The organism is Pseudomonas sp. S11P7, assembly GCF_023195435.1.
GTDB lineage: Bacteria > Pseudomonadota > Gammaproteobacteria > Pseudomonadales > Pseudomonadaceae > Aquipseudomonas > Aquipseudomonas fluorescens_G.
This window is the reverse complement of the sequence record NZ_JALPKS020000002.1, coordinates 5,933,100-5,959,054: the sequence shown is the minus strand read 5'-3', so window position 1 is coordinate 5,959,054 and position 25,955 is coordinate 5,933,100. Positions and strand designations below refer to the sequence as shown.

The 25,955-nt window shown below is 61.5% G+C and carries 20 protein-coding genes and 4 pseudogenes; 6 read left to right on the top strand and 18 right to left on the bottom strand.

Going from position 1 to position 25,955, the window contains the following annotated elements; all coding sequences use genetic code 11:
• Window positions 1–12: 12 nt before the first annotated feature.
• The 7 genes and pseudogenes from M0746_RS27245 to M0746_RS27215 form a co-directional block, all read right to left on the bottom strand.
• Entirely contained in the window at window positions 13–567 is a 555-nt protein-coding gene (locus tag M0746_RS27245; RefSeq protein WP_258451250.1) for a phosphonate degradation HD-domain oxygenase, read from the bottom strand.
• Window positions 564–1,697, bottom strand: coding sequence for a TIGR03364 family FAD-dependent oxidoreductase (locus M0746_RS27240; RefSeq protein WP_258451249.1), 1,134 nt, complete (start codon window positions 1,695–1,697; stop codon window positions 564–566). The genes M0746_RS27245 and M0746_RS27240 overlap by 4 nt, the downstream gene beginning before the upstream one ends.
• Before the next feature lie 165 nt (window positions 1,698–1,862).
• Entirely contained in the window at window positions 1,863–2,888 is a 1,026-nt protein-coding gene (locus M0746_RS27235; protein WP_007912988.1) for a putative 2-aminoethylphosphonate ABC transporter substrate-binding protein, read from the bottom strand.
• Between the two features lie 26 nt (window positions 2,889–2,914).
• Entirely contained in the window at window positions 2,915–4,639 is a 1,725-nt protein-coding gene (locus M0746_RS27230; protein ID WP_258451248.1) for a putative 2-aminoethylphosphonate ABC transporter permease subunit, read from the bottom strand.
• Window positions 4,639–5,715 (bottom strand): putative 2-aminoethylphosphonate ABC transporter ATP-binding protein, encoded by a 1,077-nt coding sequence (locus M0746_RS27225; protein WP_258451247.1) that lies wholly within the window; start codon window positions 5,713–5,715, stop codon window positions 4,639–4,641. Before M0746_RS27225 ends, M0746_RS27230 begins: the two co-directional genes overlap by 1 nt.
• Window positions 5,716–5,949: 234 nt before the next feature.
• Window positions 5,950–6,807: pseudogene (locus M0746_RS27220) on the bottom strand (LysR family transcriptional regulator); the annotation flags it as partial.
• A 16-nt stretch (window positions 6,808–6,823) separates the two neighbouring features.
• Window positions 6,824–9,130, bottom strand: a complete 2,307-nt coding sequence (locus M0746_RS27215; RefSeq protein ID WP_258451246.1) for a heavy metal translocating P-type ATPase — start codon at window positions 9,128–9,130, stop codon at window positions 6,824–6,826.
• Window positions 9,131–9,213: 83 nt separating this feature from the next.
• Here M0746_RS27215 and cadR point away from each other — a divergent pair, with 83 nt between their 5' ends.
• Entirely contained in the window at window positions 9,214–9,663 is a 450-nt protein-coding gene (gene cadR / locus M0746_RS27210) for a Cd(II)/Pb(II)-responsive transcriptional regulator (protein WP_093097372.1), read from the top strand.
• A 122-nt stretch (window positions 9,664–9,785) separates the two neighbouring features.
• On the opposite strand, the gene M0746_RS27205 is transcribed toward cadR, so the two are convergent.
• The 3 genes from M0746_RS27205 to M0746_RS27195 form a co-directional block, all read right to left on the bottom strand.
• On the bottom strand, window positions 9,786–10,757 hold the full coding sequence (locus tag M0746_RS27205; protein WP_208939368.1) for a thymidylate synthase: 972 nt from the start codon (window positions 10,755–10,757) through the stop codon (window positions 9,786–9,788).
• Between the two features lie 50 nt (window positions 10,758–10,807).
• Window positions 10,808–11,623 (bottom strand): prolipoprotein diacylglyceryl transferase, encoded by an 816-nt coding sequence (gene lgt / locus M0746_RS27200; RefSeq protein ID WP_258451245.1) that lies wholly within the window; start codon window positions 11,621–11,623, stop codon window positions 10,808–10,810.
• Between the two features lie 70 nt (window positions 11,624–11,693).
• A complete protein-coding gene (locus tag M0746_RS27195; protein WP_258451244.1) occupies window positions 11,694–12,476 on the bottom strand; it encodes a sulfite exporter TauE/SafE family protein in 783 nt (260 codons plus the stop codon).
• 132 nt (window positions 12,477–12,608) lie between these two features.
• Here M0746_RS27195 and M0746_RS27190 point away from each other — a divergent pair.
• Window positions 12,609–13,354: pseudogene (locus tag M0746_RS27190) on the top strand (NRDE family protein).
• A 196-nt stretch (window positions 13,355–13,550) separates the two neighbouring features.
• Here the strand turns inward: M0746_RS27190 and ptsP are convergent.
• The gene (ptsP, locus tag M0746_RS27185) at window positions 13,551–15,830 is read right to left on the bottom strand and encodes a phosphoenolpyruvate--protein phosphotransferase (RefSeq protein ID WP_203419888.1); all 2,280 of its coding nucleotides are present in this window, start codon (window positions 15,828–15,830) and stop codon (window positions 13,551–13,553) included.
• 22 nt (window positions 15,831–15,852) lie between these two features.
• Entirely contained in the window at window positions 15,853–16,332 is a 480-nt protein-coding gene (locus M0746_RS27180) for an RNA pyrophosphohydrolase (protein ID WP_003229203.1), read from the bottom strand.
• 143 nt (window positions 16,333–16,475) lie between these two features.
• Here M0746_RS27180 and M0746_RS27175 point away from each other — a divergent pair, with 143 nt between their 5' ends.
• Window positions 16,476–17,132 carry a histidinol-phosphatase gene (locus M0746_RS27175; RefSeq protein ID WP_258451243.1) on the top strand — a complete coding sequence of 219 codons (657 nt, stop codon included), beginning with the start codon at window positions 16,476–16,478 and terminating at the stop codon, window positions 17,130–17,132.
• A gap of 120 nt (window positions 17,133–17,252) precedes the next feature.
• Here the strand turns inward: M0746_RS27175 and M0746_RS27170 are convergent, their stop codons facing one another.
• Together M0746_RS27170 and ilvA are read right to left on the bottom strand one after the other, a co-directional pair.
• On the bottom strand, window positions 17,253–17,666 hold the full coding sequence (locus M0746_RS27170; protein WP_258451242.1) for a DUF2269 domain-containing protein: 414 nt from the start codon (window positions 17,664–17,666) through the stop codon (window positions 17,253–17,255).
• Window positions 17,667–17,706: 40 nt separating this feature from the next.
• Complete coding sequence (ilvA, locus tag M0746_RS27165; protein WP_208939362.1) at window positions 17,707–19,221, bottom strand: threonine ammonia-lyase, biosynthetic; 1,515 nt, start codon at window positions 19,219–19,221, stop codon at window positions 17,707–17,709.
• A gap of 146 nt (window positions 19,222–19,367) precedes the next feature.
• On the opposite strand from ilvA, the gene rpiA reads away from it, so the two are divergent.
• Window positions 19,368–20,042, top strand: coding sequence for a ribose-5-phosphate isomerase RpiA (gene rpiA, locus M0746_RS27160; RefSeq protein ID WP_007913886.1), 675 nt, complete (start codon window positions 19,368–19,370; stop codon window positions 20,040–20,042).
• 157 nt (window positions 20,043–20,199) lie between these two features.
• A pseudogene (locus M0746_RS29640) lies at window positions 20,200–20,304 on the top strand (hypothetical protein); the annotation flags it as partial.
• Here the strand turns inward: M0746_RS29640 and M0746_RS27155 are convergent.
• From M0746_RS27155 to M0746_RS27140, 4 genes and pseudogenes are all read right to left on the bottom strand, one after another.
• Window positions 20,266–21,021: pseudogene (locus M0746_RS27155) on the bottom strand (SdiA-regulated domain-containing protein); the annotation flags it as partial. The pseudogenes M0746_RS29640 and M0746_RS27155 overlap by 39 nt on opposite strands.
• A gap of 201 nt (window positions 21,022–21,222) precedes the next feature.
• Complete coding sequence (locus tag M0746_RS27150) at window positions 21,223–22,146, bottom strand: SdiA-regulated domain-containing protein (protein WP_258451241.1); 924 nt, start codon at window positions 22,144–22,146, stop codon at window positions 21,223–21,225.
• 264 nt (window positions 22,147–22,410) lie between these two features.
• The gene (locus tag M0746_RS27145; RefSeq protein ID WP_203419893.1) at window positions 22,411–23,076 is read right to left on the bottom strand and encodes a fumarylacetoacetate hydrolase family protein; all 666 of its coding nucleotides are present in this window, start codon (window positions 23,074–23,076) and stop codon (window positions 22,411–22,413) included.
• Between the two features lie 41 nt (window positions 23,077–23,117).
• On the bottom strand, window positions 23,118–24,512 hold the full coding sequence (locus M0746_RS27140) for an FAD-binding oxidoreductase (protein ID WP_093097352.1): 1,395 nt from the start codon (window positions 24,510–24,512) through the stop codon (window positions 23,118–23,120).
• A 205-nt stretch (window positions 24,513–24,717) separates the two neighbouring features.
• Here M0746_RS27140 and serA point away from each other — a divergent pair, with 205 nt between their 5' ends.
• The gene (serA, locus tag M0746_RS27135) at window positions 24,718–25,947 is read left to right on the top strand and encodes a phosphoglycerate dehydrogenase (protein WP_090287262.1); all 1,230 of its coding nucleotides are present in this window, start codon (window positions 24,718–24,720) and stop codon (window positions 25,945–25,947) included.
• Window positions 25,948–25,955 lie beyond the last annotated feature (8 nt).

Here is a 25,955-nt window from a genome sequence, read left to right as displayed (position 1 = left end):
CGGTTCCAAGACCTAAGCAGCCAATAACCGCGCTGCTTTCTCTTTCAGCACACCCAAATCAATCACCGGCACCGCCACCTCCTTCGCCAATTCATCCCACTGGCGCATCCGCAGGCTGAGCGCACACAGCGGATCCCGCTCAAACGCCCGCGCCTCGGCCTCCGTCATCACCCCGCCCTGATACGCCAGCGTGCGCCGACTCGCCTCACTCAAGCGCTCGAAATACCCCGGTTCGCGCAGCGTCAGATAACGCTTGGCCTGAACGTGATACTCCACCAGCCGCGCCAGCCGCTCACTGAAACCCGCCTCACGCAGATAATCCGCACCCAGCCGTTCATGGCTGACCACGCCATAGCCACCCATGTTCTGCGCGCCCTCGGCGCACAAATGGCCGATGTCGTGGAAGAACGCCGCGAGCACCACTTCATCATCGCAGCGCTCAGCCATGGCCAGCTCGGCGGCCTGCGACATGTGCTCGAGCTGCGACACCGGTTCACCGATGTAATCACTGGCGCCGAAACGCTCATACAAGCCGAACACCCGCGCCACCACTTGTTCCGGATTCATGCCTCCTCCAGCAACTGCGCAATGTTGCGCTCGGCCATGGCCGGGCCGACGCTCATGCCGACGCCGGTGTGCATCAGCGCCACGCTCAAACCCGGTGCCGGGCGCAGGAATGAGAACGGCCCCGGCCCGCGAGCACCATAGACGCCCTGCCAGCGCTCGACTACCTGCACCTTGCAACCGAGGGTCTGTTCGGCCAGTTCGAGCATCCAGTTATCCACTTGTTCGGCATTGAACGGTGACGGATCGCTGCCGTAATGGTGCGAGTCGCCGATGATCAGTTCGCCATGCGGCGTCGGGCTGATCAGCAGGTGGATGCCGTTGTCGTGCAGGTGCGGTTGCTCGCGCAGGATCTGCGCCTGCACCGCCGCCGCTTCGGGCAGATCGGCGAAGGCGCCGTAGTGCACGCAGCTCAGCCCGGTGAGCAAGGCGTGTTGCAGGTTCAGCTCACTGTGCGGTTTGGCGCGCAGCATCTGCAGGCGACAGACCTGCGGTTCGAGCGCAGCAATCGGCTCGGCGAGCAAGGTCTGATAATCGTGGCCGGAGCAGACGATGATCTGCGGCGCGGTAAAGCTGCCGGCGGTGCTGTGCAGCCGCCCTGGCTCGACGTCGCGTACCAGGCTGGAGAAGTGGAACTTCACGCCGAGGTCGCGGCGCAGGTAGTCAATCAGCGCCGGAATCGCTTCGCGCGAATACAGCTGTTGATCATCCCGGCCATGCAACGCGGCGCGGTGATGGCTGAATTGACCGCCATACAGATCGCGCAACGCGGCACCGCGCAGCAGCTCGACGTTGTAGCCGTGTTCCTGCGCACGACCGGCACAGAACGCTTCGAGCAGCTGTTCTTCGGCTTCGCTGCGGGCGAACAGGTATGAGCCGTTGCGCTTGATCTGCAGACCGCCGAGTTGCGCCCAGTCGCCCCAGATCTCGCGGCTGGCCTTGGCCAGTTCCAGCATGGTGCCGGGCGGCTGGCCGGTGACCAGCGCCTGGCCGAAGTTGCGCACCGAGGCGCCGAGGGGCGTGGCGGTGCGTTCAAACACGGCAACTTTGAGTCCGCGCTTGGCCGCCGCGTAGGCGTGGGACAGGCCGAGGATGCCGGCGCCGACGATGAGCAGGTCTTTGTGGTGTGTCATATCGCTACCTCAATGATCGTGCCCACGCTCTGCGTGGGCATGCAGCCGAGGACGCTCCGCGTCCTTTGTGACGCAGAGCGTCACGGGATTCATTCCCACGCGGAGCGTGGGAACGATCAGGTTCAGGACTACTGGCGCGGGCCAGCCCTGGCAGCTTGAGAATATTTACTTGGCAGCGACTTTCTCGGACTTGCCGTCATAGCGCTTGCGCCACTCGGTGAGGATCTCGTCGCGATTCTTCGAGGCCCAGGCGAAGTCGTTCTTGATCAGACGCTGCTCGTAATCGGCGGGCAGCTCGGTCTGCGGTTTGGCGATCCCTGGTTGGGCAAGCACGGCGAAGTTCTCTTTGTACAAATCCATCGCCTCGGCGCTGGCGGAGAAATCGGCGAGTTTCTTTGCCGCCTCTTCGTGCGGCGTGCCTTTGATTACGGCTGTCGCTTCGATCTCCCAACCCAGGCCTTCCTTCGGCAGGATGATGTCCAGCGGCGCGCCCTGGCGCTTGAGCTGAACGGCCGGGTATTCAAAGGAAATGCCGATCGGGAATTCCCCCGCCGCCGCCAGTTTGCACGGCTTGGAACCGGAGTGAACGTACTGGCCGATGTTCTGGTGCAGGCCGTCCATATACGCCCAGCCCTGCTTCTCGCCGAAGGTTTGCAGCCAGGCGCTGACGTCGAGGAAACCGGTGCCGGACGACGCCGGGTTAGGCATAACGATCTTGCCCTTGTACTCAGGCTTGGTCAGGTCCTGCCAGCTCACTGGCTTGGTCAAACCCTGTTTTTCGGCCTCGACCGTGTTGAAGCAAATGGTCGCCGCCCAGACGTCCATGCCGACCCACGCTGGCGGGTTGGCGGCGTCGCGGTAGTTTGCGCCGATCTTGCCGAGGTCCTTCGGCGCGTAGCTTTGCAGCATGCCTTGTTGATCGAGGATCGCCAGACTGGAAGCGGCCAGGCCCCACACCGCGTCAGCCTGCGGCCGCGCCTTCTCGGCGAGGAGTTTGGCGGTGATGATCCCGGTGGAGTCACGTACCCATTTGATCTCGACGTCCGGGTTGGCTTTCTCGAACGCTTCCTTGTAGGACTTCAACTGCTCGGCTTCGAGGGCGGTGTACACCGTCAACTCGGTTTTCGCCGCGAAGGCATTCAGGCTGAAAGTAGCGAGCACAGCAGCGGCCAGGGCCATAGGCTTGAACATGATCGGTTTCCTGTAAGTGAGTTGAATCAGTGACCGGGCGCGGTTTGCCGCCAGGCCTGGGAACGGCGCAGCAAGCCGCGCGAAGCCCACGCCAGCAGCAAGGACACGCCCGCCGAGGTGAACAGAATCAGGGTCGACATCGCCGCCGCGCCGCCGACGTTGCCGGCGTCATCCATGTTCAGCACCGCGACCGCCGCGAGAATGGTGTCGGGGCTGTAGAGAAAGATTGCCGCCGACACCGTGGTCATCGCCGAGACGAACAGGTAACGCACGATGTCCAGCAGCGCCGGCAGGCAAATCGGTGCGGTCACGCGCAGGTAATGCCGATACAGCGGTGCTTTGAGCGACAGCGCCGCCGCTTCAAACTCGGCATCGAGCTGGCGCAGCGCGGTGGTCGCGGTCATTTGCGCGGTGGTCAGATAATGCGCAATGGTGCAGATGATCAGCAGCGTCATCGTCCCGTAGAGCACATGCAGTGGGTTGCCGCTGAGGTTGAAGAAGAAAACGTAACCCAGGCCAAGTACCAGCCCCGGTACGGCCATTGGCACGAAGCTGAGCATGCGCAAAGCCAGGTTCAAACCGCGCTGGGTGCGGGTTTTCTCCATCAGATAGGCGCCGGTAAAAATCAGCACACTGCCAATCAGCGCCGTACCCAGCGCCATCTTCAAGCTGTTGCCGTAGGCCAGCCAGCCACCGCCAGCGGTCTCGTTGAACTGGTAATGGTTGAGCGACAGCGACAGGTTGTACGGCCAGAACTTCACCAAGGATGAGAACACCGCCATGCCGAACACCAGGATCAATGCGGCGCTGATCAGCACGACAATCGCCAGATAGCAGCCGTCGCGCAGTGTCGACGGCGCCGGTTTGAACACCTGCGCGCGACCGCTCATGGAGTCGCCATGCCGACGCCGCAGCCAGGCATCGACGGCGAAGCTGAACAGCGCCGGCAACAGCAACACCATGCCGATCAACGCGCCGCGCCCGAATTGCTGTTGGCCGACCACAGCTTTGTAGGCCTCCAACGCCAGCACTTGATAATCACCACCGACCACCACCGGCACACCGAAATCGGTGATGGTCAGGGTGAATACCAGACAGAACGCGGCGAACACTGCCTGCCGAGTCGCCGGCCAGGTGATGCTGCGGAACGCCTTGGCCCGGCTGGCGCCCATGCTCGATGCGGCGTCGAACAGGCGCGCATCGGCCAGCGACAGTGCCGACAGCAGAATCATCAGCGCATGCGGGAAGGTGTAAATCACCTCGCCGAGCACGATGCCCCAGAATCCGTAGATGTTGTCCGAGAGCAGCCCGCGCAGCATGCCTTGGTTACCGAACAGATAGACCAGCGCAATCCCCGGCAGCATCGACGGCGCCATCAGTGGCAGCAAAGAAATGCCGCGCCAGATGCCCTTCGCTGGGATCAGCGTGCGTTGCAACGCGAAGGCAAACAGGTAGGCCAGCGGTACGACAATCGCCGCGACGCTGAGGGAAACCTTCAGGCTGTTGCCGAGCAGCCAGTGGAAATTCGCGCTGGTTACCAACTCTTTCGCCGCGAGCAAACCACCGCCCTGCCCGGCCTCACCGCTGAAGCCGCGCCAGAAGATTGCCAGCAAGGGCAGCAGTACCGCGACGCCGAGCAACAGCAGCAAGAGGATTTTGCCGCCGACGACAAAGATCCGATCGCCGATTTCGGCACGGGAAGTCTGCCGTACCTGCTTGGTCGGCAAGGGCAAGGCAATCCCGGCGCTCATCAGGCAAACACCTGCAGGCTGCGCGGCGGCAAGGCGACCATGATCTGCTGGGCGCCTAGACGCGGCATGGCTTCCGGTGCCAGTTCGGCAAGCAGCGCATGGCCGGGCAATTGATCGAGTTCAAAGCTCATGCGGCAGCGGTTGCCGAGAAAGGTGATCTCGCGGACCTTGGCCGGGAACAGGTTTTCTTCGTGCACCGGCGGATTGACGTTGATCGCCTCCGGGCGGCAGAACAGTCGACCCGAGGCGCTCTGCACGCTGCCATCGGCCAGACGCAGACTCATTCCGCCGACCTGGGCATGACTGTCGCTGCTGCGCTGGAACGGCAGCCAGTTGCCCTGACCGACAAACTCGGCCACGAACGGCGTGGCCGGACGGTTGTAGATCTCCTGCGGAGTAGCGTATTGCTCAACGCGGCCGTTGTTCATCACGGCGATGCGGTCGGCCATCAGCATGGCTTCGTCCTGGTTGTGCGTGACCATCAGGGTGGTGATGCCGAGGTTGCGCTGCAGTTGGCGCAACTCGGTGCACAGATGCTCACGAACGCGAGCGTCGAGGGCCGACATCGGCTCATCGAGCAACAACAGCGACGGTGCCGGCGCCAGCGCGCGGGCCAGCGCAACACGCTGTTGTTGGCCGCCAGACAATTGGCCGGGGTACTTTTTCTCGCTGCCGGTGAGGCCGACCAGCTCAAGCATCTGCCCGACGCGGCGGCGTACTTCGTCGCGACCGCTGCCGGCGAGGCCGTAGGCGATGTTCGCTTCGACGGTCAGATTGGGGAACAGCGCGTAGGACTGGAACAGAATTCCGTAGTCCCGCGCTTGCGGGGCGAGGTGCGAGACGTCGCGGTCGCCGAGGTACAACTCCCCGCTGTCCTGCTTCTCCAGCCCGGCGATGCAGCGCAACAGCGTGGTCTTGCCACAGCCCGACGGGCCGAGCAGGCACACCAGTTCACCAGCGGCGACATCAAGCGAGACGTTATCCAGCGCGGTGAACGCGCCGAAGCGCTTCTGCACGCCGCGCACTTTCATCGGCGCGCCGGGATTGGTCAGGGCAGTTGCGATGGCAGGATTCATGGACAGGCCTCATCAAACGGATGAAGCCAATCCTAGGGTTGTAATGCGTCCGTCATGTGGCAGTGAGGCAAAAAGCGCCGATAGTGACATTCGGGGATTTTGGTTCACCGCCGACCAACAGATCGTTCCCACGCTCCGCGTGGGAATGCCTCAACGGACGCTCCGCGTTCGGCCTTTGGGACGCAGAGCGTCCCGGGCTGCATTCCTTTGCTGCGCGTGGGAACGATCATTACGCGGGGACATTTCCTGGGCCAAGCCGAGAAACGCCGCCGGCAATCGCGCACCCTTCCTCTCTTTGAGGCAATACAGGTACTCCGGAATCTGCGGTGCATTCTCGATGCTCAGCACACGCAACTGCGGATCGTGCGGCACTTCCTGGCGGGCGATGATGCTGATGCCGATGTTGCGCAGCACCGCCTCGCGGATCGACTCGCGGCTGCCGATCTCCAGCAACGGCCCGAAGCTCACGCCGGCACTGGCCAGCAACTCTTCGGTCAGGCGTCGTGTGGTCGAGCCGGACTCACGCATCAATAAGGTGTGCCCGGCCAGCGCCGCCAACGCCACATGCGTCTGCGTCGCCAATGGATGGTTGCGATGCACCGCCAGCACCAGCGGATCGGTGCCGAGCACCCGGCGAATCAGCCGCGCATCATCCAGCAGCTGCGATGACGCGGCGATATCCACCCGGTAATCCTCCAGCGCTTCGAGCACTTGCTGCGAGTTGCCGATTTCCACCGACACTTCCACCTGCGGCAAGCGTTCGCGAAAGGTCTTTACCAGATCGAGGATGTAATACGGTGCCGTCGCGGCGATGCGTAACGTGCCTTGCACCTGGCCGCTGTTGCGCAGGAAGAACTCGATATCGGCTTCCTGCTGCAACAGCGTCTTGACCATCGGCAGCAACCGCGCACCCTCGTCACTGACGCTCAGACGCCGACCCCCGCGGTAGAACAGTTCCACCGAATACTGGCTTTCCAGATTGCGAATCTGCGTGGTCACGGTCGGTTGGCTGAGACCGAGTTTCTTCGCCGCCAGCGTGATGCTGCCCAGGCGGGCGACCATGTAAAACGCTTTCAGCTCGGCACTCAGCACAACCCATCCTCATCACTTACTTGCGCAGCAGGCGCAAACCGTTGAACACCACCAACAGACTCACGCCCATGTCGGCGAACACCGCCATCCACATGGTGGCGAGCCCGGCGAAGGTTACCCCAAGAAAGATAGCCTTGATCACCAAGGCCAGGGCGATGTTCTGTTTCAGAATGCTGGCGGTGTTGCGCGAGAGGCTGATGAACGCCGGGATCTTGCGCAGATCGTCGTCCATCAGAGCAACATCGGCGGTTTCGATCGCAGTGTCGGTACCGGCAGCGGCCATGGCAAAACCGATCTCGGCGCGAGCCAGTGCCGGCGCGTCATTGATGCCGTCGCCGACCATGCCGACACGGTGGCCTTTTTTATACAGATCTTCGATGGCTTGCAGTTTATCGGTCGGCAGCAGATCGCCTCGGGCTTCGTCGATACCGACCTGTGCAGCAATCGCCTCGGCCGTGTGCACGTTGTCGCCGGTGAGCATCAGGGTTTTCACCCCGAGTTCATGCAACTGACGAATCGCCTCGCGGCTGCTTTCCTTGACCGTGTCGGCCACGGCGAACAGCGCCAGCGGGCCAGAACTGTCGAGCAGCAACACTACGGACTTGCCCTGCTTCTCCAGCGCGAACAGTTTTTCTTCCAGTTGCGGCGAGCACAGGCCCAGGTCTTCAACCAGCCGATGGTTGCCCAAGTGATAGGTCTGGCCATTGATCTGGCCTTTGACGCCGCGCCCGCCGAGCGCTTCGAAGTTATCCACAATCGGCGCGGCGAGGTCTTTATCCACAGCGGCACTGGCGATAGCCAGCGATACCGGGTGATCGGAACGCCGGGCCAAGGCGGCGGCGATGGCCGGCGCGGTGCTCTCGGCAGTGGCCTCCAGGCACAGGTAATCGGTCTGCACCGGTTTGCCGTGGGTGATCGTTCCGGTTTTATCCAGCGCCAGATAATCGAGCTTGAAACCGCCCTCCAGGTACACGCCGCCCTTGACCAGAATACCTTTGCGCGCCGCCGCAGCGAGGCCGCTGACGATGGTCACCGGGGTGGAAATCACCAGCGCACACGGGCATGCAACCACCAGCAGCACCAGGGCGCGATAGATCCAGTCGAACCACACGGCGCCCATGAACAGCGGCGGGATGATCGCCACGGCAAGGGCAAACACGAACACTGCCGGGGTGTAGATTTTCGAGAATTGATCGACGAAACGCTGGGTTGGTGCACGGGCACCCTGGGCCTGTTCGACGGCATGGATGATCCGCGCCAGGGTCGAGTTGTTCGCCGCCGCGCTGACCGTGTATTCCAGCGAACCGGCCTGGTTGATAGTGCCGGCGAAGACTTTGTCACCGACGGTTTTTTCCACCGGCAGGCTTTCACCGGTGATCGGTGCCTGATCAATCGTTGAGTTGCCGCTGACCACCTCACCGTCCAGCGCGATGCGCTCGCCCGGCTTCACCCGCACGCGGGCGCCGAGTTCGACGCTTTTCACCTCTTGTTCGACCCAGTTTCCGTCCGCCTGCAATACCGTGGCCTGTTCCGGGGTCATCTGCATCAACCCACTGATCGCATTCCGGGCCCGGTCCAGCGAACGCGCTTCGATCAGTTCGGCAACGGTGAAGAGGAACATCACCATCGCCGCTTCCGGCCACTGGCCGATGAGGATCGCGCCGGTCACGGCGATGCTCATCAGCGCGTTGATGTTGAGGTTGAAGTTTTTCAGGGCAATCCAGCCCTTTTTGTACGTACCGAGGCCGCCGCTGAGGATCGAGACCAGTGCAATGATCGCCACTACCCAGGTCGGCGCGGCATCAGTGAAGTGGATGACTTCGGCAGCCAGCGCCGCGACCCCGGACAGCGCCAGCGGCCACCAATGCTTTTTAACCGGCGCCGGAGCCGGCGCTTCGACACCCGCCTCAAGTGGCTCGGCGTGCATGCCAATCGACTTGATTGCGTCCACGATCGGCGCGGTGTCCGGCAAGCTGTGGGTGACGCCGAGCACGCGGTTGATCAGGTTGAATTCCAGCTGCTCAATGCCGGGCAGTTTGCCCAGCTTGTTCTGGATCAGCGTCTGCTCGGTCGGGCAGTCCATCGCCTCGATGCGGAAGCTGCTCAGTTGCGCATCGGCGCTGGTCTTTTCGCTCAGTTGCACCAAGGCAGGCGCGGCGGCTTGCGACGAGCAGCAGGCATCTGCGTGCGAATGAACCGGGGCCGGCGCAGCTTTCGAAGCGCAGCAGGAATCGCCGCCGTGCTCATGTTTGTGCACAGGCTGCAATTTATGACTGTGATCGTGGCCGTCGCCGGGCTTGTGGGTGTGCTGGGAATCGCTCATTGGTCGCGTCCATGGAGGTGCCTGTTGCCAAGTAAAGACCCTGTAGCCACTATAGGGTCAAGCACCCTTTGGAGATGACCGTCATGAAGATTGGCGAACTGGCGAAACTCACTGACTGCGCGGTGGAAACCATCCGTTACTACGAACGCGAGAACCTGCTGCCGGAACCGGCCCGCAGCGACGGCAACTACCGCGTCTACACCCAGGCCCACGCCGAACGTCTGACGTTCATCCGCAACTGCCGCACCCTGGACATGACCCTCGAAGAAATCCGCAGCCTGCTCGCCCTGCGCGACAGCCCGCAAGACCAGTGCGAAAGCGTCAACGCACTGATCGACGAACACATCCAGCATGTGAAAGCGCGGATTGATGGGTTGATGGCGTTGCAAACGCAACTGCTCGACCTGCGCCAGCGCTGTGGCGAAGGGCCGGAGGCGGATCAATGCGGGATCTTGCAGCGGCTGGAAGTAAGTGGCGGCGTGGTGGCGACCGAGGTCGAACACTCCCATGTGGGCCGTAGCCACGGCCACTGAAAACACGGAATATCCCTGTGGGAGCTGGCTTGCCAGCGATAGCGGTCTGTCAGTCACATTAATGTTGAATGTGCCACCGCAATCGCTGGCAAGCCAGCTCCCACAGGTTTAATGGCAGACCTTCAGACCGCCATCGGCGCGGTCATCGGCGCATGGTGCTCGTAGCCTTCCAGCGAAAAATCGCTCGGCTCGACCCGCTCCAGCCATTCCGGCTGATAAACCCCAGTCTTGGCAAACTCCGGCACGCGGTCGGAAATTTTCAGTTTCGGCATGGCGAACGGCTCGCGCTTGAGCTGTTCGTTGAGCATGTCCAGATGGTTTTCGTAGACGTGCGCATCACCGATGAAATAGGTGAACCAGCGCGGCGTGTAGCCGGTCAGGCGCCCGATCAGGCTCAGCAGCGCGGCGCCTTCGGTGAGGTTGAACGGCGTGCCGAGGCCCAGGTCATTCGAACGGATGTAGAGCGTCAGGGAAATCTCTTTGGTCTCGACGTTCGGGTGGAACTGGTACAGCAGATGGCACGGCGGCAGGGCCATTTCATCGAGCTGAGCAACGTTCCAGCCGTGGAACAGAATACGGCGGCTGCCCGGATCCTTGATGATCGTGTCGACGCACTGGCGCACCTGGTCGATGGCTTTGTACAGCACCACGTAGGCCTGGCCGTCTTCTTCGCCCTGGGCGATCTGCTTGTAGCCGTTGCTCAGAGTTTGTTCGATGGCGGCGGTGTTGCTCAGCGGGATCTGCTTGTACGCCGGCCATTTGCGCCATTGCACGCCGTAGATCTCGCCGAGGTCGTCGTCGCCCTGACGGAACGGGTTGGCCAGCCACTGCGCGTTTTCGTTGGCATTCTGGTCCCAGACCTTGCAGCCCAGCGCACGAAATTCGGCAGCATTGTTCACTCCACGGAGGAAGCCGCACATCTCGCCGATCGCCGATTTGAAGGCCATTTTGCGCGTGGTGATCGCCGGGAAGCCTTCCTGCAGATCGAAACGCAGCATCGCCCCCGGAAAACTGATGGTGTTGATGCCGGTGCGGTTGGCCTGTTTGGTGCCGTTCTGGATGACGTGCGAGACCAGTTCGAGATATTGCTTCATGAGTTACCTGTGTCCTTTGAGCCCCGGCGTCGCGCGCCGGGGTTCGTAGTTTAAGCCGTCGGGGCGAGCGGCGCTGCCGGGGCGCGACGATAGGCCAGCCAGATCAGGAACAGCCCGCCGATGATCATCGGCACACACAGCACCTGACCCATGGTCAGCCAGTTCCAGGCCAGATAGCCCAGCTGGGCATCCGGTACACGGACGAACTCGACGATGAAACGGAAGATGCCATAGAACAGCGCGAACATGCCCGACACTGCCATGGTTGGCCGCGGTTTGCGCGAGAACAGCCAGAGAATCAGGAACAGTGCGACGCCTTCGAGGGCGAACTGATACAGCTGTGACGGGTGACGCGGCAGTTGCGCCGGGTCGCTGAACGGCGGGAACACCATCGCCCATGGCACGTCGGTGGCCTTGCCCCACAACTCGGCGTTGATGAAGTTGCCGATGCGCCCGGCGCCCAGACCGATCGGCACCATCGGCGCGACGAAGTCCATCAACTGGAAAAACGACTTGCCGTTACGCTTGCCGAACCACAGGGCCGCGAGCATCACACCGATGAAACCGCCGTGGAACGACATGCCGCCCTTCCACACTTCGAAAATCAGCGTCGGGTTGGCCAGATAAGCGCTCAGGTCGTAGAACAGCACATAACCCAAGCGCCCGCCGACGATCACCCCCATCGATAGCCAGAACACCAGATCGGAGAGTTTCTCCTTGCTCCAGGTCGGGTCGAAACGGTTGAGCCGGCGCGACGCCAGCAGCCACGCACCGCCGATGCCGACGAGGTACATGAGACCGTACCAGTGGATTTTCAGCGGACCGATGGCCAGGGCCACCGGGTCGATCTGCGGGTAAGGCAGCATTGCGACTCCTCGTAAGAGTGAAACCAGAATTCCCGGGCGACGCTGCCACCACAGGATTAAGCCAGGATTTTTACAGCAGGAAGCTCAACCCGACGCTGAACAGCAAAGCGGCGAACAGCCGTTTCAGCAAGCGCGGCGACAACCTGTGCGCCAGACGCGCGCCGAGACGGGCGAAGACCATGCTGGTCAGGGCAATGCCCAACAACGCCGGCAAATACACAAAACCGAGACTATGCGGTGGCAACAACGGATCGTGCCACCCCAGAATCATGAAACTTGCCGCACTGGCCAACGCGATCGGCAGCCCACAGGCCGACGACGTCGCCACGGCCTGCTGCATCGGCACGCTGCGCCAGGTCAGAAACGGCACGGTCAGCGAGCCGCCACCAATACCGAAAATCGCCGAGGCCCAGCCAATCACCGTGCCCGCCGCAGTCAGACCGAGTTTACCCGGCACCGTTCGGCTGGCCTTGGGTTTGACGTCCAGCGCCAGTTGCACGGCGACCAGCAGGGCGAACACGCCGATGATCTTCTGCAGGTTCGGCCCGGAAATCGCCTCGGCCGTCAGCGCACCGAAACCGGCACCGAGCAGAATGCCGACGGTCATCCACAGGAAGATCGGCCAGCGCACCGCGCCCCGGCGGTGATGCTCACGCACGGCGTTGACCGAGGTGAAGATGATCGTCGCCAGCGACGTGCCGACCGCCAGATGCGTGAGGATCGACTGATCGAAACCCTGCAGGGTGAAACTGAACACCAGCACCGGGACGATAATGATCCCGCCGCCGACGCCAAACAGCCCGGCCAGTGCGCCCGCACAGGCGCCCAGCGCCAGATAGAGCAGAAATTCCACGAGCGTCTCCCCAGACCGCATCCGCAAAACAGGAGCGGCATGGTAACGGATGCACACCCTTTGGCTCCACTGGCGATGGATGCACGGACACCGGATGCGTAGAGTGAGCAAAAATCACACAAGGACCACCTTATGTGCCTGATCGTTTTCGCCTGGCGCCCGGGCCATGCCCAGCCGCTGATCGTCGCGGCCAACCGAGACGAGTTCTACGCCCGGCCGAGCCTGCCACTGGCGCCCTGGCCGGAGGCGCCGCACGTGCATGCCGGGCGTGACCTGGAGGCTGGCGGCACCTGGCTGGGAATTGGCGCCAACGGGCGCTTTGCCGCGCTGACCAACATTCGCGATCCGCAGCAGCCACCGGCGCTGAAGTCGCGCGGGGAACTGGTGGCGCGTTTTCTCAGCGGCAATGCGTCGATTGATGATTATTTGAGCGATGTGGTTGGCCGCGCCGGGGAATATGCTGGGTTCAATTTGCTGCTCGGCAATAGTCACGAGCTGTGGCATTTCAATGCGCGGGCGTCCGAGCCGGTGATGCTCGCTCCGGGGTTTATGGCTTGTCCAACGCCGGGCTCGATACGCCGTGGCCGAAACTGCTCAAGGCCAAAGCGGCACTGAACGCCGTGCTGGACGATCCGCAGCCGGAGCGGTTGCTGGAATTATTGAGTGATGCACAGACGCCGCCCGAAGCCGAGTTGCCGGATACAGGGGTGGGGATGGCGACTGAAGCGCTGCTGTCGAGTGTGTTTATTGCCAGCCAGAGTTACGGGACGCGGGCGAGTACCGCGCTGGTGGTGCAGGCGGATGGGACGCGGCGGATGGTTGAGCGCAGTTTTGGTCCGTATGGGGGGCATCTTGGCGAGGTGGAGATTTGTGTTTAGTAAAAGCTTACCCTCACCCCAGCCCTCTCCCCGAGGGAGAGGGGGCCGACCGAGGTGTCTGAAGTTGTTCATCGACCTGAAAGCCCGAGTCGATTATGGATTCGGCAAAAATTTTTCAAGCCGGAGAAATTCCACAGCCTCCCCAATCAGTCCCCTCTCCCCCTGGGAGAGGGTTAGGGTGAGGGGCTTTTGATCTTCAGAGCGCTTTGTTAACCACCGGCGCATTCATCTTCGCCAACCCAAGATTCTTCAGCGCCAATTGCAACGAGCTGTGGATAACTTGCGGGTTATCAATGGTCATCAACTCCGCCAACAATTCCTGCGCCTTGCTCAGATTGACCTGACGCAGCATCCACTTGACCTTCGGCAAGTTGGTGGCGTTCATCGACAGGCTGTCGAACCCCATCGCCATCAACAGCACCGCCGCCGCCGGGTCACCGGCCATCTCGCCGCAGATACTCACCGGTTTGCCTTCGGCATGCGCATCACGCACGACAGTTTGCAGGGCTTGCAGCACCGCCGGGTGCAGGTAGTCGTAGAGATCAGCTACACGCGGGTTGTTGCGGTCGACCGCCAGCAGGTACTGGGTCAGGTCGTTGGAACCGACCGAGAGGAAGTCGACCATCCGCGCCAGTTCTTTGGTCTGGTACACCGCGGCGGGGATTTCGATCATCACGCCGATCGGCGGCATCGGCACGTCGGTGCCTTCGTCGCGCACTTCGCCCCAGGCCCGGTGAATCAGGTGCAGGGCTTCTTCGAGTTCGTGGGTGCCGGAGATCATCGGCAGCAGAATCCGCAGGTTGTTCAGGCCTTCGCTGGCCTTGAGCATTGCACGGGTCTGCACCAGAAAGATTTCCGGGTGGTCGAGGGTGACGCGAATGCCGCGCCAGCCGAGGAACGGGTTGTCTTCCTTGATCGGGAAGTACGACAGCGACTTGTCGCCGCCGATGTCGAGGCTGCGCATGGTCACCGGCTGCGGATGGAACGCGGCGAGCTGCTCACGGTAGATCGCCAGTTGTTCCTTCTCGCTCGGGAAGCGCTGGTTGATCATGAACGGCACTTCGGTGCGGTACAGACCAACGCCTTCGGCGCCACGCTTCTGCGCCCGCGCCACGTCCGCCAGCAGACCGGTGTTTACCCACAGCGGCATGCGGTGGCCGTCGAGGGTCACGCACGGCAGATCGCGCAGGGCGTCGAGGCCCAGCGCCAGTTGTTTCTCTTCTTCGACGATTTCCGCGAACTGCTTGCGCAGCACTTCGCTCGGGTTGGTGTAGACCTCACCGCGCACGCCATCGACGATCATTTCGATGCCGTCGACCTTGGCGTACGGCAGATCGACCAGACCCATCACCGTCGGAATGCCCATGGCCCGGGCGAGGATCGCGACGTGGGAGTTACCCGAACCAAGTACCGATACCAGACCGACCAGCGTGCCTTCCGGCACTTCGCCAAGCATCGCCGGGGTCAGTTCTTCACTGACCAGAATGGTTTTTTCCGGGTAGACCAGGTTCTGCTGACGCTCTTCCTGCAGATAGGCCAGCAGGCGACGGCCAAGGTCTTTGACGTCCGAGGCGCGCTCACGCAGGTAGGCGTCGTCCATCAGTTCGAAACGGTTGACGTGATCGGTGACCACCTGACGCAGCGCGCCCTGGGCCCACTGGCCGGTCTTGATCACCGTGGTGACTTCGCTGCCCAGCGAGGCATCGTCGAGCATCATCAGGTAGACGTCGAACAGCGCCCGTTCTTCCGGGCGCAACTGGGTCGCGAGTTTGGCCGACAGCGTGCGCATGTCGGCACGCACGCCTTCGATAGCAGTCTTGAACAGCGCCAGCTCGGCGTCGATGTCGGTGATGGTCTTGTCCGGGACCACGTCCAGATCGGCCGGCGGCAGCATGACCACCGCGGTACCGACCGCCGCCCCCGGCGAGCCCGGCACGCCGACGAACTTGGCTTCCTGAATGCCCTTGCCCTGCCGGCCCAGGCCGCGGATCGAACCGGTGGCCTCGGCGTGGGCGATCACCCCGGCGAGCTGTGCGCTCATGGTCACGAGGAAGGCTTCTTCGCCCTCGTCGAACTGACGGCGTTCTTTTTGCTGGATGACCAGCACGCCGACCACGCGGCGGTGGTGAATGATCGGTGCACCGAGGAACGAGGCGTAGCGCTCTTCACCGGTTTCGGCGAAATAGCGATAGCGCGGGTGATCCGCGGCGTTTTCGAGGTTCAGGGGTTCTTCACGCGTGCCGACCAGACCGACCAGACCTTCGTTGGGTGCCATGCTGACCTTGCCGATCGAGCGCTTGTTCAAGCCCTCGGTGGCCATCAGGACGAAGCGGTTGGTCTCGGGATCAAGCAGGTAGACCGAGCAGACCTGGCTGCCCATGGCCTCTTTGACGCGCAACACAATAATCCCCAACGCCGCCTTGAGATCCTTGGCGGAGTTAACTTCCTGGACGATCTTGCGCAGCGTATTGAGCATGGCTCGGGGTCGAACTCCGTCGTCAGTCGCGCGCTAAAAGGCGCGGGGCAAGCTCTTTGAGAGCGCGTCGATACACCTCGCGCTTGAATGTCACCACCTGGCCCAACGGATACCAATAGCTGACCCAGCGCCAGCCATCGAATTCCGGTTTACCGGTCAAATCCATCCGCACCCGCTGCTCGTTGGAGATCAGGCGCAGGAGAAACCATTTCTGTTTCTGGCCGATGCACAGCGGTTGGCTGTGGGTACGCACCAGGCGTTGCGGCAAACGATAGCGCAACCAGCCCCGGGTACAGGCCAGTATTTCAACATCTTCACGTTCCAGGCCAACTTCTTCGTTCAGCTCGCGGTACAAGGCGTCTTCCGGCGTCTCCTCGGGGTTGATTCCCCCTTGCGGAAACTGCCAGGCGTCCTGATTGATACGGCGAGCCCATAGCACCTGGCCGGCGTCATTCGTCAGAATGATCCCGACATTGGGACGGAAACCATCGGGGTCGATCACGGCAACAACCTCGCAAACGCATGTCGCCGCATTGTTCCACAAAGGTTGATCAGGCGGCAACGAAGCTTCCGAGCTTATGTGCACTCTTGTGAAAAGACCGTATTCTTGTCGCCTTTTTACTGACTTTTCAGCGGGTAACTGCAATGCGCCTGGCTCTATTCGATTTGGACAACACCCTTCTGGGCGGCGACAGCGATCACGCCTGGGGCGACTATCTGTGCGAGCGCGGCTTCCTCGATCCGATCGCCTACAAGGCGCGCAACGACGAGTTCTATCAGGATTACCTGGCCGGCAAGCTGGATAACGCGGCATACCTGAATTTCTGCCTGGAGATCCTCGGCCTCACGGAAATGGCCGTGCTCGACGCCTGGCACAGCGATTACATGCGCGACTGCATCGAGCCGATCATGCTGCCCAAGGCGCTGGAACTGCTGAAAAAGCACCGCGACGCTGGTGACAAACTGGTGATCATCACCGCGACCAACCGCTTTGTCACCGCACCGATTGCCGTTCGCCTGGGCGTGGAAACCCTGATCGCCACCGAATGCGAAATGATCGACGGCCGCTACAGCGGGCGCAGCACCGACATTCCGTGCTTCCGTGAGGGCAAGGTGACGCGTTTGAATCGTTGGCTCGAAGAGACCGGCTATTCGCTGGAGGGCAGTTATTTCTACAGCGATTCGATGAATGACTTGCCGTTGCTGGAGCAGGTGGCGAATCCGGTGGCGGTTGATCCGGACCCGAATCTGCGCGCCGAGGCCGAGAAGCGCGGTTGGCCGGTGATCAGTCTTCGCGGCTGAAATGGCCATCGCTGGCAAGCCAGCTCCCACAGGTTTTTCGGCTGGTCACACAATCTGTGTTCACTGAAAATCCTTGTGGGAGCTGGCTTGCCAGCGATAGCGGCGACGCGGTCTCGAGCCTTAAACCGGCTTGGCCCCCATCAACCCCGCGATGGCGAGAAATCCAACGCCGCTGACAATCGCCAGCGCCAGATTGAATCTGCGATTGCCCACCCCGGTTGTCCACAACCGATCCAGCCGTACCAGCAGCCAGACCGCACTGAACGTGGCCACCGCATAGATCACGCTGGACCCCAGAATCCACAATTGCCCCAATGGCCAGCCAATCAGGTGCACCAGCCACCAGCCGGTAAACGGCATGCTGAGGATACCCAGCAGCATCAGACACCAGATAAACAGCCAGGGCCGCCGCATCGTCGTGGCCGGCCCTTCGCTGCGATTACGCCAGGTCAGGACGGCGATCAGCAGCCCGCTCGCGAGGATGACCACGGTCGCCACGACGTGGAGGACCTTCAGGGTTGTCAGGGTTTCCATGTGTTTCTCTTCCTTGGGCCATGCCCTTCAGCGTAGCCGCTCAGCCAAGAAACAGTTGATAGGCCGGGTTCTCGCTTTCATCCCAGTACGGGTAGCCGATTTCCGCCAGTGCCGCTGGCACCCGATGGCGCTCGTCATGGGGAACCTGCAGGCCCGCGACCACACGGCCGTCGGCAGCGCCATGGTTGCGGTAGTGGAACATTGAAATGTTCCAGCGCCCGCCAAGTTTATTGAGGAAGTTGAACAGCGCCCCCGGGCGTTCCGGGAATTCGAAGCGGAACACCATCTCGTCGATGACATGCGCCGCGTGCCCGCCGACCATGTGGCGAATGTGCAACTTGGCCAGTTCGTTGTCGGTCAGGTCAACCACCGGGAAACCCTGCTCGGTCAGGCTCGCCAGCAGTGCGCTGCGCGGGTCGTTGTCCGGGTGCGTCTGTACGCCAACGAAGATGTGCGCTTCGCTGCCGGTGTTGTAGCGGTAGTTGAATTCGGTGATCTGGCGTTTGCCGACGGCCTCGCAGAACGCCTTGAAGCTGCCGGCCTTTTCGGGAATGGTCACGGCAATGATCGCTTCACGGCCTTCACCCAGCTCGGCGCGTTCGGCGACGTGGCGCAGGCGGTCGAAGTTGACGTTCGCGCCGGAGTCGATGGCGACGAAGGTCTGGCCGCTGACACCGCGCTGCTCAACGTATTTCTTGATCCCGGCCACGCCCAGCGCGCCGGCAGGCTCGGTGATCGAGCGGGTATCGTCGTAGATATCCTTGATCGCCGCGCAGATCTCGTCGGTGCTGACGGTGATCACTTCATCGACGTAGTCTTTGCAGATTTCAAAGGTGTACTGACCGATCTGCGCCACCGCCACGCCGTCGGCAAAAATGCCCACGGTCGGCAGAACCACACGCTCGCCCGCCGCCATCGCCGCTTGCAGGCAATTGGAATCGTCCGGCTCGACACCGATGACCTTGATGTCCGGACGCAGGTATTTCACGTACGCCGCGATGCCGGCGATCAGACCGCCGCCGCCCACCGGAACGAAAATCGCATCCAGTGGCTGCGGGTGCTGACGGAGGATTTCCATCGCCACAGTGCCTTGCCCGGCAATGGTGTGCGGATCGTCGTACGGGTGGATGTAGACGTAGCCTTTTTCATCGACCAGTTTCAGCGAATAGGCCAGCGCCTCCGGGAACGAATCACCGTGCAGCACCACTTTGCCGCCGCGCGAACGCACGCCCTCGACCTTGATTTCCGGGGTGGTCTTGGGCATGACGATGGTGGCTTTGACGCCCAGCACTTTCGCCGCCAGCGCCAGGCCCTGCGCATGGTTGCCCGCCGACGCGGTGACTACGCCGCGGGCGCGTTCTTCGTCGCTCAGTTGCGTCAGCTTGTTGTAGGCCCCGCGAATCTTGAACGAGAACACTGGCTGCAAGTCTTCGCGCTTGAGCCAGATGTCATTGCCCAGCCGCTCGGAGAGCTGACGGGCGTTGTGCAGCGGGGTTTCTACGGCAACGTCATAAACGCGCGAGGTGAGGATCTTTTTGACGTACTGTTCAAGCATCGGAAAGCATCACTGAGCGGTTGGGCGGGACCCGGGAGTCTAACCCGGCTTTTGCCGATGCGACCACACGAATCCAGAGGTTTTAGCCGCGCTTGCGGCTATAATGCCGGCCTTTCTGCCCACCCCTTGCCCGCTTCGGAGCCCGCATGACCCAGGATCAACTCAAACAGGCCGTGGCCCAGGCCGCCGTCGACTTCATCCTGCCGAAACTCGACGACAAGAGCATCGTCGGCGTCGGCACCGGCTCCACCGCCAACTGCTTCATCGATGCCCTGGCCCAGCACAAGGGCGCTTTCGATGGCGCCGTCGCCAGCTCCGAAGCCACTGCCGCGCGGCTCAAGGGCCACGGCATTCCCGTGTATGAGCTGAACACCGTCAGCGATCTGGAGTTCTACGTCGACGGCGCCGACGAAAGCGACGCGCACCTGAACCTGATCAAGGGCGGCGGCGCCGCGCTGACCCGCGAGAAGATCGTCGCGGCCGTGGCCAAGACCTTCATCTGCATCGCCGACGCCAGCAAACTGGTGCCGGTACTGGGCGAGTTCCCGCTGCCGGTCGAAGTGATCCCGATGGCCCGCAGCCACGTGGCGCGCCAACTGGTGAAACTCGGCGGCGACCCGGTGTACCGCGAAGGTGTACTGACCGACAACGGCAACATCATCCTTGATGTGTTCAACCTGCAAATCACCAACCCGGTCGAGCTGGAAGCGCAGATCAACGCGATCGTTGGCGTGGTCACCAACGGCCTGTTCGCCGCGCGGCCAGCGGATCTGTTGTTGCTGGGGACCAGTGAGGGTGTGAAAACCCTTAAGGCTGAATAAGCCAGACTGCCCACCTTGGTGTGGGCAAATGAAATACCTGTGGGAGCTGGCTTGCCAGCGATAGCGGCTTGTCAGTCAACAATGATGTTGAAAGTGATGGCCTCATCGCTGGCAAGCCAGCTCCCACAGTGTTTTGGGGTGTTGGTCAGGGCTGTGCCGGTTTCTTGAAGACATAAAACAAATTCGGCTCGCTCACCAGATACAACGTCCCCTCATCATCCATCGCAATGCCTTCAGCCTGCGGCACGGTCTTCTGCAAACCCTGCCGACCACCGCTGATGGACATGGTGCTCAGCGGGCGCCCGTCGACATCCAGTTCCAGAATCAGCCGCGACTCATCCGACAGCGCCAGCAAATGCCCGCTGCGCTCGTCGTATTGCAGGCTCGACAGATCGCGCACGAACATCCCCGCGTCGCGCTTGGGGTTGTTGATCACATGCACCGCGTAGGATTTTTCCGGATTGAAATGCGGGAAGCCGTGCACTTCATAGATCAGCATAGGGTTGCGCTCTTTGGCGACAAACAGGCGCTTGCCCACCGAATCGTAGGCCAGCCCTTCGAAGCCCTTGTTGCTGGCCATGTGCACACCGAGGGTCATTTGCTCGGCATCGTCGGCATCGAGAAACGTGGTGTCGGCATCCAGGTGCACCTTGATCAGGCGCTGCTGGCGCTCGTCGGTGATCACGTAGGTATCGGCGCTGATGAACTCGACCGCTTCCGGATCGCCGAAGCCGACCAAAGCGATACGCCGCAGAATCTGGCCTTGCAGCGACAGCTCGATCAGCTCCGAATTTTTGTTGGTGACCGTGAACAGGCTCTTGCGCACCGGGTCGTAGGTCAGCGCTGACACGTCATCGTCCAGGCCTTCGATTACCCGCGCCTCGATGTCCACACGATATTGATCCAGACCGATGGCCTCGCCGCTCAGCGGCTGCCACAACGTATGCAGGTTAAACCAGGCGCGCTCGAACAGGCGCATGTACTGGCCGATGCCGATCAATGCGATCAGGGCAATCACCGACAGGAAAATAACCAGAGGCTTGGGACGGGCAAGTCGACGCATTCGGATGGGCTCGGGAGCAGAACAGGCGGATGAAATATCACGCCTGTCTGAACTGAAGCTTAATGGCCACTTGCCTGTCAGGACAATCAGACTTGTCCGAAATTGCAGCGAGGGCTGTTATTGCTGTTTTTCGAAGCGATAGAACAGGTTCGGCTCGCTGACGATATACAGCGTACCGGCCTCATCCATGGTCACGCCTTCGGCGCGCGGGATGGTGTCTTTCAGGCCATTGAAATTACCCAGCAGGGTCATGAAGCTGACCTGCTCGCCTTTTTCATCCAGCTCCAGCAGCAGGTGCGAATCGGCCGACAATACCAGCAGATGGCCGGTGCGCGGATCGATCTCCAGCGCGGAGAGGTTACGGATATCCAATTCATCGCTGGCGAGTTTCTGCTTGTCGCCTTTGAGTGTCTGGCTGCCATCGCTTTTCCAGGTGAACAGCGCCGGCGGCCGCTCCTCGCCCAGCAGCAACTGCTGGTTGCGCGCATCCCAGGTAATCGCCTCGAAGGCCTTGTTCTGGTCTTTCGACGGACCAAGGTCATATCTCGGGAAATCCGCGATGTTCAGTTCGCGGGTGCTGGCATCGACCTTGACGATCGACAGCGTGTGCTGACGTTCATCGACAATCGCCATCAAGCCGTTTTCCATGACGGTCAGGCCTTCCGGATTGCTCCAGCCCACCAGCGGCATCTTGCGCAGGACCTCGCCTTGCAGGCTCAGCTCAACCAGAAACGGGTTTTTGCCCATCACCGAAAACAGCGTTTTGCTCTGCGGGTTATAGGACAGGTCCGAAGCCTCGTCCTTTTCCATGCCCGGCAGCGGCTTGGCATCGATTACCACGTGGTAATCCGGCAGCCAGATGCTCTCCTTCTGCTCGGCCTTGCTCTCGAATCGCTCAAGTACCCACAAAACGCCGCGATCGTCCCAGTGCATGGCGAACGCCAGCGCATAAGCGGCGGCCAGCGCGAGCAGCAACCAGACATACCAGCGCAGGGCAAAACGCGAGCGGCGGGGAGTTTTGAGCTGAGTTTGAGATGACATCGAGGGACGCGTTCCGAAAATTCAGGCTATGGGTAATAGCACAAACAGGCCGGCTCAGACGCCAGGATCCGCAGAATTATCCGTACAGGATGTGAAAAAAACGGCAAATGGCGGGATTGCCCTGCGCGTTTGCCAGCAGCCACACAGAACAAATGTAGGAGTGAGCCTGCTCGCGATGGCGGTCTGTCAGTCGACATGGCTGTTGGCTGACAGACCGCCATCGCGAGCAGGCTCACTCCTACAAAGGGTTTTGCGGTGTGACGGTTAGCGCACGCTGCTCTCGAAGCGGCTCGCGCCCACCAGTTCAAGGACGATGTCGTCGCCGACGTTCAGCGGGCCGACGCCCACCGGCGTGCCGGTGAGGATCACGTCACCGGCCTGCAGCGAGAAGCAGCCGGCCATGTGCTGGATCATCGGCACGATCGGGTTGAGCATGGCGCTGCTGTTGCCGTCCTGGCGCACTTCGCCGTTGATGGTCAGGCGGATGCCAATGTCGGTCAGATCGGGGAATGTGCTGCCAACCACAAACGGCGCCAGTACCGCTGCGCCGTCAAACGACTTGGCAATTTCCCACGGCAGGCCCTTGGCTTTCAGTTCGGCCTGCTTGTCGCGCAGGGTCAGGTCCAGCGCCGGGGCGAAACCGGAGATCGCATCGAGCACTTCTTCGCGGCTCGGCTTGGTCGACAGCGGCTTGCCGATCAGCACGGCGATTTCCGCTTCGTAGTGCACCGAACCGCGCTCGGTGGGAATGCTGAAACCGCCTTCCAGCGGCACCACGCAACTGCCCGGTTTGATGAACAGCAGCGGCTCGGTCGGGACCGGGTTGTCCAGCTCCTTGGCGTGCTCGGCGTAATTACGGCCAATGCACACGACTTTCCCGATCGGGAAGTGGATGCGTGTGCCGTCGACATACTGGTGCTGATAGCTCATTTACCGACTCCTGCGTTCATTGATTCATCAGAGATTGCTGATCAAACCGCGAAAATCTTGCCCGGGTTCATGATGCCGTTCGGGTCGAACACCGCTTTGACCGCTTTCATGTACTCGATCTCGGCCGGCGAACGGCTGTAGGTCAGGTAATCACGTTTGGTCATACCGACGCCATGCTCGGCGGAAATCGAACCGTTGTACTTCTCGACGGTTTCAAACACCCACTTGTTGACCGTGGCGCACTTGGCGAAGAACTCGTCCTTGCTCAGGTTATCCGGCTTGAGGATGTTCAGGTGCAGGTTGCCGTCGCCGATGTGGCCGAACCAGACGATTTCGAAGTCGGGGTAGTGCTCGCCGACGATCGCGTCGATTTCCTTGAGGAACGCCGGGACTTTCGAAACGGTGACCGAGATATCGTTCTTGTACGGCGTCCAGTGCGAGATGGTTTCGGAGATGTACTCGCGCAGCTTCCACAGGTTGTGCAGCTGGGTTTCGCTCTGGCTCATCACGCCGTCGAGCACCCAGCCCTGTTCGACGCAGTGCTCGAAGGTTTCCAGGGCGCTGTTGGCCACTTCTTCGGTGGTCGCCTCGAATTCGAGCAGGGCGTAGAACGGGCAGTCGGTGTCGAACGGCGCTGGCACATCGCCGCGGCCCATGACTTTGGCCAGGGCCTTGTCGGAGAAGAATTCGAACGCGGTCAGGTCGAGCTTGCCCTGGAAGGCGTGCAGCACCGGCATGATCGAGTCGAAATCAGCGGTGCCGAGGACCATCGCCGTGAGGTTTTTCGGTGCGCGATCCAGGCGCATGGTCGCTTCGACGACGAAACCCAGGGTGCCTTCGGCGCCGATGAACAACTGGCGCAGATCGTAACCGGTGGCGTTCTTGATCAGGTCCTTGTTCAGTTCGAGCACGTCGCCCTTGCCGGTGACCACTTTCATGCCGGCGACCCAGTTACGGGTCATGCCGTAGCGAATCACTTTGATCCCGCCGGCATTGGTGCCGATGTTGCCGCCAATCTGGCTGGAACCCGCCGAGGCGAAGTCGACCGGGTAGTACAAACCATTTTCTTCGGCGACGTTCTGCAAATGCTCGGTGACCACGCCCGGCTGACACACGGCGGTGCGATCCGTGAGATTCACATCAAGAATCTGGTTCATGTAATCGAACGAGACCACCACTTCGCCATTTGCCGCCACCGCAGCAGCGGACAGCCCGGTGCGCCCGCCCGATGGCACCAGCGCGACCTTGTGGGTATTGGCCCAGCGCACCACGGCCTGCACCTGCTCGATGGTCTTGGGAAACACGATGGCACTCGGCGCCGGGGCGAAGTGCTTGGTCCAATCCTTGCCGTAAGCATTCAGGGAGTCGGCGTCGGTCAGGACCTTGCCGGGCTCGACCAGGGTCTTCAGTTCATCAATCAGCGCAGGATTGGTCATCGACAGAACTCTCGAACAATTCATGGTCATCCTGAGAACGCTTCACGTCGCAGGAATGAGTGTTTAGCGGGGTGGCTATGCTAGCATACCGACCCCGCAGGACAGTGCCCAAGGCCAGATCCGCGGTGACGGCTTTGTTGCCGTGCGGGTCAGCTCCAGGCTGCTCCCTCCCTGCCATTTTTCTCCGGGATACAGGTTTACGCAGATGAGCAAGACTTCTCTCGATAAGAGCAAGATCAAGTTCCTTCTTCTCGAAGGCGTCCACCAATCGGCTGTCGACGTCCTCAAGGCGGCGGGCTACACCAGCATCGAGTACCACACCAGTTCTCTGCCGGACGCCCAGCTCAAGGAAAAGATCGCTGACGCTCACTTCATCGGCATTCGTTCGCGCACGCAACTGACCGAAGAGATCTTCGATCACGCGAAGAAGCTGGTCGCGGTCGGCTGTTTCTGCATCGGCACCAACCAGGTTGACCTGGGCGCAGCCCGCGAGCGCGGCATCGCTGTGTTCAACGCGCCGTACTCCAACACCCGCTCGGTCGCCGAGCTGGTATTGGCCGAAGCGATCCTGCTGCTGCGCGGCATCCCGGAGAAAAACGCTTCCTGCCACCGTGGCGGCTGGATCAAGTCCGCAGCCAACTCCTTCGAGATCCGCGGCAAGAAGCTGGGCATCGTCGGCTACGGCTCGATCGGCACGCAATTGTCGGTTCTGGCCGAAGGTCTGGGCATGCAGGTGTTCTTCTATGACACCGTGACCAAGCTGCCGCTGGGCAACGCCACGCAGGTCAACAACCTGCACGAGCTGCTGGGCATGTCCGATATCGTCACCCTGCACGTTCCGGAAACCGCGGCTACCCAGTGGATGATCGGTGAAAAGGAAATCCGCGCCATCAAGAAAGGCGGCATCCTGATCAACGCCGCGCGCGGCACCGTGGTCGAGCTTGACCACCTGGCGGCAGCGATCAAGGACAAGCACCTGATCGGTGCCGCCATCGACGTGTTCCCGGTCGAGCCGCGCTCCAACGACGAAGAGTTCGAAAGCCCGCTGCGTGGCCTCGACAACGTGATCCTGACCCCGCACATCGGTGGCTCGACCGCCGAAGCGCAAGCCAACATCGGTCTGGAAGTGGCGGAAAAACTGGTCAAGTACAGCGACAACGGTACGTCGGTGTCGTCGGTCAACTTCCCCGAAGTGGCCCTGCCGGCTCACCCTGGCAAGCACCGCCTGCTGCACATCCACGAGAACATCCCGGGTGTGATGAGCGAGATCAACAAGGTCTTCGCCGAAAACGGCATCAACATCTCCGGTCAGTTCCTGCAGACCAACGAGAAGGTTGGCTACGTGGTGATCGACGTCGACGCCGAATACTCGGAGCTGGCGCAAGAGAAGCTGCAACACGTCAACGGTACTATCCGTAGCCGCGTTCTTTTCTAAAGAAGCAG

What these genes read in the sequence shown, in the direction of transcription:
- M0746_RS27245 (WP_258451250.1), bottom strand. Translation starts at nt 567, where the DNA reads ATGAATCCGGAACAAGTGGTGGCGCGGGTGTTCGGCTTGTATGAGCGT.
- M0746_RS27240 (WP_258451249.1), bottom strand. Translation starts at nt 1,697, where the DNA reads ATGACACACCACAAAGACCTGCTCATCGTCGGCGCCGGCATCCTCGGC.
- M0746_RS27235 (WP_007912988.1), bottom strand. Translation starts at nt 2,888, where the DNA reads ATGTTCAAGCCTATGGCCCTGGCCGCTGCTGTGCTCGCTACTTTCAGC.
- M0746_RS27230 (WP_258451248.1), bottom strand. Translation starts at nt 4,639, where the DNA reads ATGAGCGCCGGGATTGCCTTGCCCTTGCCGACCAAGCAGGTACGGCAG.
- M0746_RS27225 (WP_258451247.1), bottom strand. Translation starts at nt 5,715, where the DNA reads ATGAATCCTGCCATCGCAACTGCCCTGACCAATCCCGGCGCGCCGATG.
- M0746_RS27215 (WP_258451246.1), bottom strand. Translation starts at nt 9,130, where the DNA reads ATGAGCGATTCCCAGCACACCCACAAGCCCGGCGACGGCCACGATCAC.
- cadR (WP_093097372.1), top strand. Translation starts at nt 9,214, where the DNA reads ATGAAGATTGGCGAACTGGCGAAACTCACTGACTGCGCGGTGGAAACC.
- M0746_RS27205 (WP_208939368.1), bottom strand. Translation starts at nt 10,757, where the DNA reads ATGAAGCAATATCTCGAACTGGTCTCGCACGTCATCCAGAACGGCACC.
- lgt (WP_258451245.1), bottom strand. Translation starts at nt 11,623, where the DNA reads ATGCTGCCTTACCCGCAGATCGACCCGGTGGCCCTGGCCATCGGTCCG.
- ptsP (WP_203419888.1), bottom strand. Translation starts at nt 15,830, where the DNA reads ATGCTCAATACGCTGCGCAAGATCGTCCAGGAAGTTAACTCCGCCAAG.
- M0746_RS27175 (WP_258451243.1), top strand. Translation starts at nt 16,476, where the DNA reads ATGCGCCTGGCTCTATTCGATTTGGACAACACCCTTCTGGGCGGCGAC.
- M0746_RS27170 (WP_258451242.1), bottom strand. Translation starts at nt 17,666, where the DNA reads ATGGAAACCCTGACAACCCTGAAGGTCCTCCACGTCGTGGCGACCGTG.
- ilvA (WP_208939362.1), bottom strand. Translation starts at nt 19,221, where the DNA reads ATGCTTGAACAGTACGTCAAAAAGATCCTCACCTCGCGCGTTTATGAC.
- rpiA (WP_007913886.1), top strand. Translation starts at nt 19,368, where the DNA reads ATGACCCAGGATCAACTCAAACAGGCCGTGGCCCAGGCCGCCGTCGAC.
- M0746_RS27150 (WP_258451241.1), bottom strand. Translation starts at nt 22,146, where the DNA reads ATGTCATCTCAAACTCAGCTCAAAACTCCCCGCCGCTCGCGTTTTGCC.
- M0746_RS27145 (WP_203419893.1), bottom strand. Translation starts at nt 23,076, where the DNA reads ATGAGCTATCAGCACCAGTATGTCGACGGCACACGCATCCACTTCCCG.
- M0746_RS27140 (WP_093097352.1), bottom strand. Translation starts at nt 24,512, where the DNA reads ATGACCAATCCTGCGCTGATTGATGAACTGAAGACCCTGGTCGAGCCC.
- serA (WP_090287262.1), top strand. Translation starts at nt 24,718, where the DNA reads ATGAGCAAGACTTCTCTCGATAAGAGCAAGATCAAGTTCCTTCTTCTC.